Genomic DNA, 13457 nt, shown 5'->3' on the forward strand with positions numbered 1-13457 from the left:
CGGGCCTCCCTCCGACCGGTGATTGTCCACCGCCGGAGCGGGCACCCGTGCGCACTGTGGGGATACGGCGGCGCGTTCTGATTGTCGGGTGGAGCAGCTTCCGGGACGGGGAGGCGACCGCCGGGGACGTGTTGGCCCTGCGCCGGGTGGAGGAGGTACTTGTGCGGGCGGGGCTTGCGTACGACGTGGTCTGGAGCCCGGTTTTCCGGCCGGAGGCGCTGCACCTGGAGCAGGTGCGGCCCGGGGAGTACTCCCACCTGGTGTTCGTCTGCGGACCGCTGCACGGGCCGCAGATCGAGGCGTTGCACCGGCGTTTCGCACACTGTGTGCGGGTCGCGGTCGGGACATCCGTCATCGATCCCGCCAGTGCGGCCGTCACCGGGTTCCACCAGGTGCTGGCGCGCGACGCCCCGGGAGCCGAGCCGGTGGTGGATCTGTCGGCCGGGGCGCCCGCCGACCCGGCCCGGCCGGTCGTCGGGGTGATCCTCACGCACGGCCAGCACGAGTACGGGCCGCAGCGGCGGCACGCCGAGGTCGCTGCCGTGGTGACCCGCTGGCTGACCGGCAAGGACTGTGCGCGCCTGGAGCTGGAGACCCGCCTCGACACGCACGACTGGCGGCTGTGCGCGACACCGGCCCAGCTGTCGTCCGTCCTCGCCCGGCTGGACGTGGTCGTCACGGACCGGCTGCACGGGCTGGTTCTGTCACTGCGGGCGGGTAAGCCCGCGCTCGTGGTCGACCCGGTCGCGGGCGGGGCGAAGGTGACCGCGCAGGCGCGGGCCTGCGGCTGGCCCGCGCTGCTCGCGGCCGAACGGCTCGACGCAGCAGGGCTGGACCGCTGGTGGGAGTGGTGTCTGACCGCGGGGCGCGGGACCGCCCGGCGGATCCAGCAGCAGCTCCGGCAGGGCGACGTCGTACGGGACGGCACGGACGAGCTGCTTCAGGCCCTGGGGCCCTGCTCCGTCGGGTAGTTGGCCCCGCGGCTCCGCCCTGGCCGTCATCCGGCGACCGTGTAGGAACGCGCTCCCGTTCCGGCGAGACCGCCGCTGTCGACGATCAGGTACTCCGGGCGAATGGGTCGCCCGTCGAGCCAGCTCTCCAGGATCTCCCGGGTGCCGGCGGCATAGCGAGCCTGCGCGGAGAGGGTCGTACCGGACACGTGCGGTGTCATCGCCTCGTACGGCATCGTGCGCCAGGGATGGTCGGGTGGTGGCGGCTGCGGATACCAGACGTCACCGGCGTACCCGGCCAGCTGACCACTGTTCAGGGCCCGCACCACGGCCTCGCGGTTGACGATCAGCGCACGTGCCGTGTTGACGATGTACGAACCCCGCTTCATGGCCCCGATCAGTTCGTCGTCGAAGAGGTTCTGCGTCTGCGGGTGCAGGGGGGTGTGGATCGACAGCACGTCGACCGCGGGGGCCAGCGACCGGGCGTCGGGATGCCAGGTCAGCTCCAGCTCCTGCTCGATCTCCTGGGGCAGCCGGTGCACATCGCAGTAGTGCAGCGTGACGTCGAACGGCTTGAGGCGGCGCAGCACCGCCAGGCCGATACGGCCGGAGCCGAGGACGCCGACGTCCATTCCTTCGAGGTCGTAGGCGCGCGAGACGCTGTCGGCGATGTTCCAGCCTTTCTTGGTGGTCACCCACTCGTGGGCGGGCAGGTAGTTGTGCACCAGGGTGAGGATCTGCATGACGGCGTGCTCGGACACGCTGATGCTGTTGCTGTAGGTCACCTCCGCCACGGTCAGGCCGTGGGCGATCGCACTCGGCAGGTCGACGTGGTCCGACCCGATCCCCGCGGTGATCGCCAGCTTGAGCTGGGGAGCGGCGGCGATTCGCTCGGGGGTCAGATAGGCGGGCCAGAAGGGCTGCGAGATCACCACGTCGGCGTCGGGCAACTCGCGGTCCAGCGTGGAGTCCGCGCCCTCCTTGTCGGACGTGACGACGAACGTGTGGCCCCGCTCCTCCAGGAAGCGGCGCAGTCCCAGTTCGCCCGAGACACAGCCGAGAAGCTGTCCCGGGGTGAAATCGATGGCTTGCGGGGTGGGCGCGGTCTGACCTCCCGGGTAACCGGTGATGGCGGGAATCTCGTCGCGGGCGTAGTCGGGTGGATAACCGCCCACCGGATCCGGATAGAGCACCGCAATAATCTTTGCCATGGCCGTCCTCCATCGGTGGGGCCATTGCTGCGGTAAACCGGTCGGGCATGTAAACCGGTCGGCACCGACGATCTTGAATTTTAGTCGAGTGGGAGTAGGCGCTGCAAACCCCGCGGGCAGTGGCCTGCTGAGCTGATGCGGAGCGGCAACGCCGTTGACCTGCCGTGCATCAGCTCTTGGTGAGGTAGTCGATGCGTCCGTCCTCCCACTGCGCCACGAGGGTGGGGCCTTGTCCGGCAATCCCTGCCTCCGCGGCCTCTGTCACGAACACCTCGGCCCGGTACACCCTCTCCTCCTGTGCGGGCCCGACTTTGAGGTCATTGGTGTTGAGGCAGTCGAGCACGAGTTTCAGCTTCTTCTTCCCGGTGAGGCTTCCGTCGCAGATGTCGCCGTCCCGCCCGGCCGGGCTGCCGAGGCTGACGAGTTCCCCCTTGTCGTCCACGGTGAGCGTGTAGAAGGAATTCTGGCTGGCGATCGTGTGATTGAACCAAGTCCCCTTCAGCACGACCTCAGGGCTCCTGGACGGCTGAGAACCCGACGCGCTCGGCGTCCCGGTCCGAGCCGGCGACGCCGTGCTGCTCTCGTCGGCCGGGGCCCCGTCCAGCCTGTCTCCTCCTTCCGTACAGCCCACCGCCATGACCGCGCCGGCCAGCACAAGGGCAGCCACGCCGCCACGCCGCTTACGGGTTCGGTTGTCCATGGCACCTCTCGATCGCTCTCACCCGGGATGGGGCTGTCCACCGGACTCCAACGACCGGCCCGATCCACCGGACACGTCCTGACGGATCAAGCCGCGGCTGCGGCGCGCCGTCGCATCAGGCGGGGGCGCAGGCCGAGCAGGAGCGCGGCGACGGCGGCCCACAGGGCGAGCGTGATCGCAGGGCCTGTTGCGTGCGCGCCGTTGAAGTAGCTCAGGTCGGTGATGGCGCGGACGGCGGCGCCCGGTGGCAGCAGGGCGGAGACGGCTCGGGCCGCGGCGGGCAGGAGGTCGGCGCCGATGACGGCACCGCTGGTGGCGTTGCCGAGAGTGAGGAGCAGCAGGGTGGCGACGGGGACTCCGATGGGGCCGAGATACGTGCCGAGGAGTTTGGTCGTGAAGGCGGCGGCGGCTGCCAGGAGCGTGAGGGTGAGGATCAGCGGAACGACCGGGGCCGGGACTGCTCCCAGCACAGGTCCGGCGACGATCGCGGCGACCGTGCCGATGGCCACAGAGGCGCCGGCCAGCAGCCGGAACCGGTGGCGCAGGTTCAGGTGCCCGGCCAGTCCGAGGGCGTTCGAGCCGAGGACGAAGCCGGCCAGGGTCACGCCGAAGGCCACATAGAAGCCGGCCAGTCCCCGGGCGTCGAAGTGGGTCAGGGGAACGACGTCCTCGGTGGTGAGGTGCTTGCCCGCGCCGTGGGCGTAGGCGCCGACGAGGGTCTTCACCGCCGATGTGGTGGACGGGCCGTCGGCTCCCGCGATCTCCAGGCGCAGTCCGTCCGGGCCGTCGGTGCTGAGGGTGGCGACGACGTCGTGGCGCTCCAGCGCGTCGCGGGCGGCCCCGGTGTCGGCAGCCGGGTGGATGTCGACGCTGTCGCCGAGGGCCTGGTGTATCTCGCCCGGCAGGTCCGGTGCGGTGACGGCGATGGGGACCTGATGGGGCTGGGGGTCGCGCTGCAGACCGACGTAGCAGCCGAGGAAGGCCGCCACGACGACGAGGGCGATCAGTGTCGGTTGGAGCCAGGACCTCACCGGCGGCCGGCGGCGAGCGGCGTTGTGGGGCTTGGGCGAGGGCTCAGTCGCTGCCGAGAGTGTGTGGTCGCGCTCGGGAGCGGACGCTGCGGGGGTTTCCATGAAGGGGCTTTCTGACGGAGGGCGCGGGGTGCGCGGGAGGTGGGACGAGGGGTGCGCGCGCCGCGACTACAGTTACGAGCATATGCTCGTATTTATGGGAGGGCAAGGAGTTACGAGCATAAGCTCGTATCATGGTGGGGAAGGCTCTGGAGGAGATCATGACCGCTACGCCGACGAACCCCGCCGACGCGTGCAACAACCTGGCACTGCGCAAGGCGGCCCGGTACCTCGGCGCGACCTACGACAAGGCGCTGGCCCCGGTCGGTCTTCGGGCCACGCAGTTCAGCATCCTGCAGAAGCTCAGCGCGCACGGGGACGTGACGATCAGCAGCCTTGCCGAAATGATCGCCATGGATCGCACGACGCTGGCGACGAACCTCAAGCCGCTCGCCCGCGAGGGGCTGGTGACCGTGGAGCCGTCGGCAGCCGACCGCCGCGCACGGATCGTCACCGTCACGCCGGACGGCCTTTCCCGGCTGAAGGCGGCGCTGCCGCTGTGGAAAGCCGTGCAGGCCCAGTTCGAGGAGGAGTTCGGCGCCGACGAGGCAGCCCGGCTGCGTGCATCCCTGAAAGCCGTTCTCGACACCGGCTTCAAGCCCTGGGCCGAGTGAGACACGGCTGCAGGAGGTGCCGGCCGGCAGCAACAGGAGCAGCAACGCGCCGGGTGGGACTGGGAGTTGGGTCTGGCGGGAGGGTGCGGGACGAGGTGGGTCGTCGGCGGTGTGGGGCGGTCCGGTGCGGCGTAGGATCTGGCCCGTGACCAGCACACCCGCCTCGACGCAGCATCTGCGCGACCTCGCGCGGCTGCGTCGCGTTCGTGACCGGATCGATCGGGAGTATGCGCAGCCGCTGGACGTCGAGGCGCTCGCCCGCGGCGTGCACATGTCGGCCGGCCATCTCAGCCGCGAGTTCCGGCGCGCCTATGGCGAGTCGCCGTACAGCTACCTCATGACGCGGCGCATCGAGCGCGCGATGGCGCTGCTGCGCCGTGGCGATCTCAGTGTCACCGAGGTCTGTTTCGCGGTCGGCTGCTCGTCGCTGGGCACCTTCAGCACGCGCTTCACCGAGCTGGTCGGCGTACCGCCCAGCGTCTACCGGCGCGAGGCGGCGCGCGCGACGGCGGGGATGCCGTCGTGCGTGGCGAAACAGGTGACCAGACCGATCAGGAATCGAGAAGCACCGACCCCGAGCCGTGGCTAGCGTGGCTGCCATGGACATCACCATTCACGCGAGCTTCCTTCCGCACGACGACCCGGACGCCTCCCTTGCCTTCTACCGCGACACGCTCGGCTTCGAGGTCCGCAGCGACGTCGGACAGGGCAAGATGCGCTGGATCACGGTCGGCCCCGCCGGCCAGCCCGACACGTCCATCCTCCTGGCGCCGCCGGCCGCCGACCCCGGCATCACCGACGACGAGCGCCGCACCATCGCCGAGATGATGGCCAAGGGCACCTACGGCTGGATCCTGCTGGCCACCCGTGACCTCGACGGCACCTTCGAGCGGGTGCAGGCCGGCGACGCCGAGGTCGTCCAGGAGCCGACCAAGCAGCCGTACGGTGTCCGCGACTGCGCCTTCCGGGATCCCGCGGGCAATCTGATCCGCATCCAGGAGAAGAGCTGAGCCGTCCGGCGATCGCAGCCCGGAACCGACCCCGCGTATCGACTCCCCCCGGCACAACCTTCGGCAAGGAGATCCGGGGGGCGGACACGTCGGCGTAGGGTGCGCGGTGTTTCGCTGTTCCTCGTGTAGGCGACCCCGCGTGAGAGATGGAGACGAAGACAAGCATGGCCAAGACGACGGACGCGCAGTCGCCTGTGCTGCACGCTGCCGACAGCCACGATCTGATCCGCGTGCACGGCGCGCGCGAGAACAACCTCAAGGACGTCAGCATCGAGATCCCGAAGCGCCGGCTGACGGTGTTCACCGGCGTGTCCGGCTCGGGCAAGAGCTCGCTGGTGTTCGACACGATCGCCGCGGAGTCGCAGCGGCTGATCAACGAAACCTACAGCGCTTTCGTGCAGGGCTTCATGCCGAACCTGGCCCGGCCCGAGGTCGACGTGCTGGACGGGCTGACGACCGCGATCATCGTCGACCAGCAGCGGATGGGTGCCGACCCCCGCTCCACGGTCGGCACCGCCACCGACGCCAACGCGATGCTGCGCATCCTCTTCAGCCGGCTCGGCGAGCCGCACATCGGCCCGCCCGGCGCGTACTCCTTCAACACCGCCTCGGTCCGGGCGAGCGGGGCGATCACGGTCGAGCGCGGCACCAAGACCAAGGCCGAGAAGGCGACTTTCGAACGCACCGGCGGCATGTGCACGCGCTGCGAGGGCCGGGGCACCGTCTCCGACATCGACCTCACCCAGCTCTACGACGACTCCAAGTCGCTGTCCGAGGGCGCGTTCACCATCCCCGGCTGGAAGTCGGACAGCCAGTGGACCGTGCAGCTCTACGCCCAGTCCGGCTTCGTCGACCCGGAAAAGCCGATCCGCGAGTACACCACGAAGGAGACGCAGGCCTTCCTCTACGGCGAGCCGGTCAAGATCAAGGTGAACGGCATCAACCTCACCTACGAGGGCCTGATCCCGAAGATCCAGAAGTCGTTCCTGTCCAAGGACAAGGAATCGATGCAGCCGCACATCCGGGCGTTCGTGGAGCGGGCGGTCACCTTCACCACCTGCCCCGAGTGCGACGGCACCCGGCTCAGCGCAGGGGCCCGGTCGTCGAAGATCAAGGGGATCTCCATCGCCGACGCCTGCGCGATGGAGATCCGCGACCTCGCCGAGTGGGTCCGCGGCCTCGAGGAGCCGTCGGTGGCGCCGCTGCTCACCGCGCTGCAGCAGACCCTCGACTCGTTCGTGGAGATCGGCCTCGGCTATCTCGCGCTCGACCGGCCGTCGGGCACGCTGTCGGGCGGTGAGGCGCAGCGCGTCAAGATGATCCGCCACCTCGGTTCCTCACTCACCGACGTCACCTACGTCTTCGACGAGCCCACCATCGGCCTGCACCCCCATGACATCCAGCGGATGAACAACCTGCTGCTGCGGCTGCGGGACAAGGGCAACACGGTGCTCGTCGTGGAGCACAAGCCGGAGGCGATCGCGATCGCCGACCACGTCGTCGACCTCGGCCCCGGTGCCGGTACGGCGGGCGGCACCGTCTGCTTCGAGGGCACCCTCGAGGGGCTGCGGGCCTCCGACACCGTCACCGGCCGCCATCTCGACGACCGGGCCGCCCTCAAGGAGTCGGTGCGCAAGCCCACCGGCGCGCTGGAGATCTGCGGCGCGACGGCGAACAACCTGCGGGGCGTCGACGTCGACATCCCGCTCGGGGTGCTGACCGTCGTCACCGGCGTCGCCGGCTCCGGCAAGAGCTCGCTCGTGCACGGTTCGATTCCCGCCGCCGAGGGTGTGGTGGCGGTCGACCAGGCCCCGATCCGCGGCTCCCGGCGCAGCAACCCGGCGACGTACACCGGACTGCTCGACCCGATCCGCAAGGCGTTCGCGAAGGCCAACGGCGTGAAGCCGGCGCTGTTCAGCGCCAACTCCGAGGGTGCCTGCCCGACCTGCAACGGCGCCGGCGTCGTCTACGTCGACCTGGGTATGATGGCCGGCGTCGACACGCCCTGCGAGGACTGCGAGGGCAAGCGGTTCCAGGCATCGGTGCTGGAGTACCACCTCGGCGGCCGCGACATCAGCGAGGTGCTCGCGATGTCGGTGACCGAGGCCGAGGAGTTCTTCGGCTCCGGCGAGGCGCACACGCCGGCCGCGCACAAGATCCTCGACCGGCTCGCCGACGTCGGACTCGGCTACCTCACCCTCGGTCAGCCCCTCACCACGCTGTCCGGCGGCGAGCGGCAGCGGCTGAAGCTGGCCACGCACATGGGGGACAAGGGCGGCATCTACGTCCTCGACGAGCCGACCACCGGCCTCCACCTCGCCGACGTCGAGCAGCTGCTCGGCCTGCTCGACCGGCTCGTCGACTCCGGCAAGTCGGTCATCGTCATCGAGCACCACCAGGCGGTCATGGCGCACGCCGACTGGATCATCGACCTCGGCCCCGGCGCCGGCCACGACGGCGGCAGCATCGTCTTCGAGGGCACCCCCGCCGACCTCGTCACCACCCGCTCCACCCTCACCGGCGAGCACCTGGCGGCCTATGTCGGCATGTGAGGCGGGGCCCTTGCGGACACTGTGAGAGGACGGTCCTCCGGCCGGCGTACTGCAGCCGGCCGGAGGCGCCGAACCGGCCCGTCGCCAGATGCTCGCCTACTACGCGTTCACCGGCGCGCATCTCGTGATGATCGTCGGCGTCATCCTGGTCGCGGCGGGGATCACCGACGCCATTCACCACTTCGACGGTCATGCACACCGGTGGTGGCCGGGCTGCGGCACAGCGGTGTTCCTTCTGGGCCTCGCGGCCTGTGGAAGGGCCTGCCTCCTCGACGCACTCACCCCCTTGTGATTCACTGTTCAACTAATGAAGTGGTGCTACGAGGAGGTCGCACCGTGCGGGAGCTTGGACTGGTCGATACGGTGGGGATCCTGCGTCGGCCCGGCGTACGGTCCCGGTACAGCAGCGCGGGGCTCGGATGGGAGCACCTCTACGTCTCCTCCCAGCAGGAACAGTCCTACCGGGCGACGTTCGCTCCCGCCCCCACCCATCTGCTGATCCTTCATCTCAGCGGGCCCGTCACCGTACGGCGTGGTCAGGGCAGCACGGCGCGGTCACGGGCGATCCCGGCCGGTGGCCTGTTCCTGCAGCCGGCCGGCCGGGAACTGAGCGTGGAGCTCGGAGGCGGTCTCGACACGGTGCACGCCTATCTGACGGACCAGGCGCTGCGCGAGGCCAACGAGGGGCAACCGGTCGAGCTGTCCGAACAACTGGGTGTCACGGATCCGCTCGCCGAACAGCTCATGATCGCGCTGGACGGTGTCGTGCGCCGCTGGGAGCCGTCGGCCCGTACGTACGTGGACCATCTGACGGGCATGCTCGCCGCGCAGCTCGCCCGGCGGCACGCCTCCCGTCCCGCCGGGCCGTCGCCCGCCCGCTCCGGGCTCTCCGACCGGCAGCTCGCCGCCGTACGGGACCTCATGCGGGAGCGGCTCGCCGAACCTCTGCCGATCACGGACCTGGCCGCAGCGGCCTCGCTCAGTTCCAGTCAGTTCACGCGCCAGTTCCGCGCGAGCACGGGGCAGTCGCCGCACCAGTACCTGCTGGGGCTGCGTCTGGAGCACGCATGCCGGCTGCTGCGTACCGGGTCCGCGCCGATCGGGCAGGTGGCGATCGAGTGCGGGTTCTCCCACCAGGAGCACCTGACCAGGGTGATGCGCGCCCGCCTGGACACCACACCGGCCGTCGTGCGCCGCGAGGGATGACAGGGGCGGCAAGCGCGACTTCTCCGGGTCGGCGTTCCTGGACCAGCTCCAGCGCTTGTCCCCCCGCCCCGGTACAGAGCGCCGCGAGTCCCTGGCCCGCGCCGGCCGCAGCCGGTGGTGGGTGACGGCGCCCGTGATGCGCGCACCGGAGGCGCCCAGCACCTCCGGCACACCGCTCAGTCCGAAGCCGCGCCGACAGCGAAGCACTGACTGTCCGTCACCTCGGCCAACGCCTCTGCGGCTGCGGCCACTTGCTTGTCCGTGCTCACCGCCCCAGGACCCGGCGCAGGGCGGTGAGCAGTGCGTCGTGCGCCGCCTGCGCGGTCTCGGGAGCGGTGGAGCGGCGCCAGGCCACGTAGCCGTCCGGGCGCACCAGCAGGACGCCGTCCTCGGCGATCTCGCTCACCCTGCTCCATTCGCCATAGGTGTCACGGGAGTTGTCGTCGCCGATGCGCACGGACCGCAGCGGTACGCCGAGTTCGTCGCGGCATGCGTCCGCTGCCGTGTCCCAGACCCCGCCCGACAGTCCGGTCAGCACGGTGAACTCGCCCTTGCCGACGACGTCGAGCGTGGAGATCCGCTCGCCGCTGCCGTCCACGAGCCACGCGTGCGGAAGTTTGGCGCCCGGCCGGGTCGTCGGCCGGGCCACCAACTCCGGGTCCTCCTCCCAGACCTCGGCAGGACAGTCGTCCGGAAGGACCGCCCCGGAGACGTAGCGCTGGTTCATCTCGACACCGTGCGCGTTGAACTCGTAGTTCTTGAGCTGGACGGCCTCCTCCAGCAGGCGGCGCTGCTTGGCGCCCTCGGTGGTACCGGCCCGCAGCGCGGCGAGCCCGTCGGCGATGGTCTGCTCGTCGCTGTCGGCGCCTACGCCGAGCGTTTCGAAGATGGGCCCGAACTGGTCACGGCTGAGGTTGGCGCGCTCGACGATCTGCCGTCCCACCGGGGCGCGTTCGGCCGTGTAACTGTCCAGCAGCGCCGGTCCGGCCTCGCCGCGGATCACCATGGCGAGCTTCCAGGCCAGGTTGTAGGCGTCCTGGACGGAGGTGTTGGAGCCGAGACCGTTGGACGGCGGGTGGCGGTGAACGGCGTCGCCCATGCAGTAGACCCGCCCGGACGAGTAGGCGGAGGCGTAGGTGTGGTTGACGGTCCACAGGGAGGTGGACGTGATCTCCACCGGCAGGTCCGGGGCGCCGACGAGGTCGCGTACGATCCTGCGCGCCTCCTCCTCGTCGACCGCGGGCGGCGGCTGCTCGATGTCGTAGCCCCACACCAGCAGCCACTCGTTCCACGGCCGGACCATGCGGACCAGACCCATGCCGATACCGCCGGTTGCCGCGCCGGGCCGCAGCACCCAGTACAGGACGCTGGGACGGTGGGCGCAGTACTGGGCGAGGTCGGCCTTGAAGACGATGTTCATGCTGCCGGCCTTGCCCATGCGTCCGTCCATCGGCAGGCCGATCTGCTCGGCGACGGTGCTGCGTCCGCCGTCGGCGCCGATCAGATAGCGGGCCCGTACGGTGAACTCGTCGCCGCGGACCCGGTCGCGCAGCCGGGCCGTGACGCCGTCCTCGTCCTGTGTGAGGCTCAGGAACTCGGTGTCGAAGCGGACTTTGGCGCCGCGCGCCGCCGCGTTGGTGGTGAGGATCGGCTCCAGGTAGGTCTGCGGCAGGTCGATCATCTGGCAGGGGCTGGTGGACGTGTACTCGGTCAGGGAGCGCGGTCCTGTGCCCCAGGTGCGGATCCGTGCTATCTCCTCGCCCGCGAGCGCGGTACACAGCACCGTGTCTCCCATGAGGTGGGACGGGCTGCCCTGCGCCAGCGCCTCGGCCTCGACGCCGAGGTCGCGCAGCACCTCCATGGTGCGCTGGTTGGTGATGTGCGCTCTGGGGGTGTTGGCGAGCCAGCCGTATTTGGTGACCTGGAGAGTACGGATGCCGTAGGTCGCCAGCAGCAGGGCAGCTGCTCCGCCGGCCGGACCGCTGCCGACGACGAGGACGTCGGTGTCGTAGGAATGCGTACGGGGCATGGTGGGCTGCTCCTCGGTCAGTCGGCCAGGCGGGCGATGCGGAAGGTGTGGTCCAGGCGGCGCCACTCCCCGTCGACGGTGCGGCCGTCGGGGGCGGGCCCGGCCTGCGGGGCGAAGTCGACGATGAGCTGGTCCTTGACGCCGAAGACCGTGTCGCTGTCGAGGAAGGCGCCGCCCGCCACGAACAGCTGCGTGATGAGACGGCGGTGACCTGGCGCGTCGATCATGAAGTGGAGGTGCGGTGCGCGGTAGGGGTGGCGGCCGACCGCGGTGAGCATCTGTCCCACGGGGCCGTCGTCGGGGACGGGGTACTCCGAGGGCAGGATCGACCAGAACGTGAGCCGCCCCTCGGAGTCGGTGCGCAGCCGCGCCCGCAGGACGGGGCCGTCCAGATCGGGGAGCTGGAGGTCGTAGAAGCCGTCCTCGTTGGACTGCCAGACGTCGACGACCGCGTCCTTCACGGGCTCACCGGCCGTGTCGGTGATCGTCACGTCCACCCACAGCGGGGTGCCGGGCAGGCCGCCGGAGATGTCGCTGCCATGCGCGGCCTCGGGCGGGCCGTCCACGTAGAAGGGGCCGAGGACGGCGGACGGGGTGGTGTCGGGGCTGCGGGAGTTGGTCAGCAGATCCACGGCACTGGAGACGCCCAGGACATCCGAGAGCAGCACGAACTCCTGCCGGGTCGGGCCGCTCAGTTGTCCGGTACGGGTGAGGAAGTCGATCGCGTAGCTCCACTCCGCGTCGGTGACGTCCTGCTCGGCCACGAAGGAGTGCAGGTGCCGTACGAGGCCGGTGAGCAGGGTGCGGACGCGGCCGTCGGACGCCTGCGCGAAGCTCGCCACGACCTGCGCGGTGAGCTCGGCCAGCGTGGACTCGGTGGTGGGGGGGCCCTCGGGGCGGCGCCCGTGCCAGGCGTCGGCCAGCAGGCCCTCGATGCCCTCGGCGGTCAGCTCCCGCGGGTTCGGGTACGGCGTCGCCACGGCCAGCTCGGCCGCGCGGGCCAGACCGGACTCCGGCATGCCCAGATCGCGCAGCGAGGTCGGCCCGCCCAGCGAGGCGATCAGGTCGTACACGCCGCTCGCGGCGTCGGGCACGTCCAGTGCCCGGGCGATGCGGCGCATCGCGTCCGGAGCCGCGGACGCGTTGTAGGCCATGGCGTGCGGCAGGATCACGGTGTGCGTCTCGGCGTGCGGCAGGTCGAAGCTGCCGCCCAGGGTGTGGCACAGCTTGTGGTGCAGGCCCATGCCGACCGTGGCCAGGCACGTCCCGGCGAGCCAGGCGGCCTGCAGCAGGTCGGCCCGCGCCGCCCGGTCGGCCGGGTCGGCGGCCAGACGGGGCAGCGCCCGCGCGATGCGGGAGATCGCGTCGAGGGCCTGGCCGTCGGTGACCGGATCGGCGTCCGCGGAGTACAGCGCCTCCACGGCATGTGCCATCGCGTTCACACCGCTGGTGACCGACATGGGCAGCGGCAGGGAAAGCGTGAAGTCGACGTCGTAGACGACGGTCTCGGGCAGGATCGCTGCCGACGACTGAGTGACCTTGCGCCCGTCGCGCGTCTCCCCGAGGACGGGGGTCACCTCGGAGCCGGCGTACGTGGTCGGCACAACCACCTGGGGCAGGTCCGTGCGCAGGGCCAGCGCCTTCGACAGACCCGTCGTCGAACCGCCGCCCACGGACACGAGGCAGTCGGCGTCCGCCTCCCGCAGTACGGCGAGGGCCCGTTCCGTCACCTCCACCGGCGTGTGCATGACGGCGCCGTCGAACTCCGCGGCCACCAGGCCGCCCAGTGCGTCCCGGACCCGCGCGGACGCCTCCGCGAGCGGAGAGCTGGACAGCAGCAGCACCCGGGAGCCACCCAGCCGCCTCACCTCCTCGGCGAGCCGGCCGACGGTACCGGAACCGAAGACCACCCGTGCGGGATGGGATGTGTGCACGAACGTCCGCATGGAGCATCGCCTCCGCGTGTCGGTAGGGCTGCGGTTGTGTCTGGCCACCGAGTCTGCGGGTTACGTGCGGGTGAACTCCTGCACGATCGATGCATTCCGCTGCACGAAT

12 protein-coding genes are annotated in these 13457 nt (G+C 70.5%); 7 read left to right on the forward strand and 5 right to left on the reverse strand.

Features of this window, described 5'->3' with window-relative positions:
- Positions 1-47 precede the first annotated feature (47 nt).
- The gene (locus ACFV7R_RS27335) at positions 48-971 is read left to right on the forward strand and encodes a polysaccharide pyruvyl transferase family protein (RefSeq protein ID WP_385268009.1); all 924 of its coding nucleotides are present in this window, start codon (positions 48-50) and stop codon (positions 969-971) included.
- A gap of 26 nt (positions 972-997) precedes the next feature.
- Here the strand turns inward: ACFV7R_RS27335 and ACFV7R_RS27340 are convergent, their stop codons facing one another.
- The 3 genes from ACFV7R_RS27340 to ACFV7R_RS27350 form a co-directional block, all read right to left on the reverse strand.
- Entirely contained in the window at positions 998-2161 is a 1164-nt protein-coding gene (locus ACFV7R_RS27340) for an NAD-dependent formate dehydrogenase (protein WP_385268011.1), read from the reverse strand.
- Positions 2162-2330: 169 nt separating this feature from the next.
- Positions 2331-2666, reverse strand: a complete 336-nt coding sequence (locus ACFV7R_RS27345; protein ID WP_385268013.1) for a hypothetical protein — start codon at positions 2664-2666, stop codon at positions 2331-2333.
- Positions 2667-2947: 281 nt separating this feature from the next.
- Complete coding sequence (locus tag ACFV7R_RS27350) at positions 2948-3994, reverse strand: hypothetical protein (RefSeq protein WP_385268015.1); 1047 nt, start codon at positions 3992-3994, stop codon at positions 2948-2950.
- Positions 3995-4125: 131 nt separating this feature from the next.
- Here ACFV7R_RS27350 and ACFV7R_RS27355 point away from each other — a divergent pair, with 131 nt between their 5' ends.
- From ACFV7R_RS27355 to ACFV7R_RS27380, 6 genes are all read left to right on the forward strand, one after another.
- Positions 4126-4605 carry a MarR family winged helix-turn-helix transcriptional regulator gene (locus ACFV7R_RS27355; protein ID WP_385268017.1) on the forward strand — a complete coding sequence of 160 codons (480 nt, stop codon included), beginning with the start codon at positions 4126-4128 and terminating at the stop codon, positions 4603-4605.
- A 145-nt stretch (positions 4606-4750) separates the two neighbouring features.
- Positions 4751-5194, forward strand: coding sequence for a helix-turn-helix transcriptional regulator (locus ACFV7R_RS27360; protein WP_385268019.1), 444 nt, complete (start codon positions 4751-4753; stop codon positions 5192-5194).
- 10 nt (positions 5195-5204) lie between these two features.
- Complete coding sequence (locus ACFV7R_RS27365) at positions 5205-5615, forward strand: VOC family protein (protein WP_385268021.1); 411 nt, start codon at positions 5205-5207, stop codon at positions 5613-5615.
- A 164-nt stretch (positions 5616-5779) separates the two neighbouring features.
- On the forward strand, positions 5780-8167 hold the full coding sequence (locus ACFV7R_RS27370; protein ID WP_385268023.1) for an ATP-binding cassette domain-containing protein: 2388 nt from the start codon (positions 5780-5782) through the stop codon (positions 8165-8167).
- An 88-nt stretch (positions 8168-8255) separates the two neighbouring features.
- Positions 8256-8459 (forward strand): hypothetical protein, encoded by a 204-nt coding sequence (locus tag ACFV7R_RS27375; RefSeq protein WP_385268025.1) that lies wholly within the window; start codon positions 8256-8258, stop codon positions 8457-8459.
- A gap of 44 nt (positions 8460-8503) precedes the next feature.
- Entirely contained in the window at positions 8504-9373 is an 870-nt protein-coding gene (locus ACFV7R_RS27380; RefSeq protein WP_385268026.1) for a helix-turn-helix domain-containing protein, read from the forward strand.
- Between the two features lie 265 nt (positions 9374-9638).
- Here the strand turns inward: ACFV7R_RS27380 and ACFV7R_RS27385 are convergent, their stop codons facing one another.
- Together ACFV7R_RS27385 and ACFV7R_RS27390 are read right to left on the reverse strand one after the other, a co-directional pair.
- Positions 9639-11402, reverse strand: coding sequence for an FAD-dependent oxidoreductase (locus tag ACFV7R_RS27385; RefSeq protein WP_385268028.1), 1764 nt, complete (start codon positions 11400-11402; stop codon positions 9639-9641).
- A gap of 17 nt (positions 11403-11419) precedes the next feature.
- Positions 11420-13348 carry a maleylacetate reductase and hydroxyquinol 1,2-dioxygenase domain-containing protein gene (locus ACFV7R_RS27390; RefSeq protein WP_385268030.1) on the reverse strand — a complete coding sequence of 643 codons (1929 nt, stop codon included), beginning with the start codon at positions 13346-13348 and terminating at the stop codon, positions 11420-11422.
- Positions 13349-13457 lie beyond the last annotated feature (109 nt).

This window comes from Streptomyces sp. NPDC059866, from assembly GCF_042731325.1.
GTDB lineage: Bacteria > Actinomycetota > Actinomycetes > Streptomycetales > Streptomycetaceae > Streptomyces > Streptomyces flavusporus.

Bases quoted from the DNA above. Each gene is read 5' to 3' on its own strand.
- ACFV7R_RS27340 (WP_385268011.1), bottom strand. From the start codon at position 2,161: ATGGCAAAGATTATTGCGGTGCTCTATCCGGATCCGGTGGGCGGTTAT.
- ACFV7R_RS27350 (WP_385268015.1), bottom strand. From the start codon at position 3,994: ATGGAAACCCCCGCAGCGTCCGCTCCCGAGCGCGACCACACACTCTCG.
- ACFV7R_RS27355 (WP_385268017.1), top strand. From the start codon at position 4,126: ATGGTGGGGAAGGCTCTGGAGGAGATCATGACCGCTACGCCGACGAAC.
- ACFV7R_RS27365 (WP_385268021.1), top strand. From the start codon at position 5,205: ATGGACATCACCATTCACGCGAGCTTCCTTCCGCACGACGACCCGGAC.
- ACFV7R_RS27370 (WP_385268023.1), top strand. From the start codon at position 5,780: ATGGCCAAGACGACGGACGCGCAGTCGCCTGTGCTGCACGCTGCCGAC.
- ACFV7R_RS27375 (WP_385268025.1), top strand. From the start codon at position 8,256: ATGCTCGCCTACTACGCGTTCACCGGCGCGCATCTCGTGATGATCGTC.
- ACFV7R_RS27385 (WP_385268028.1), bottom strand. From the start codon at position 11,402: ATGCCCCGTACGCATTCCTACGACACCGACGTCCTCGTCGTCGGCAGC.
- ACFV7R_RS27390 (WP_385268030.1), bottom strand. From the start codon at position 13,348: ATGCGGACGTTCGTGCACACATCCCATCCCGCACGGGTGGTCTTCGGT.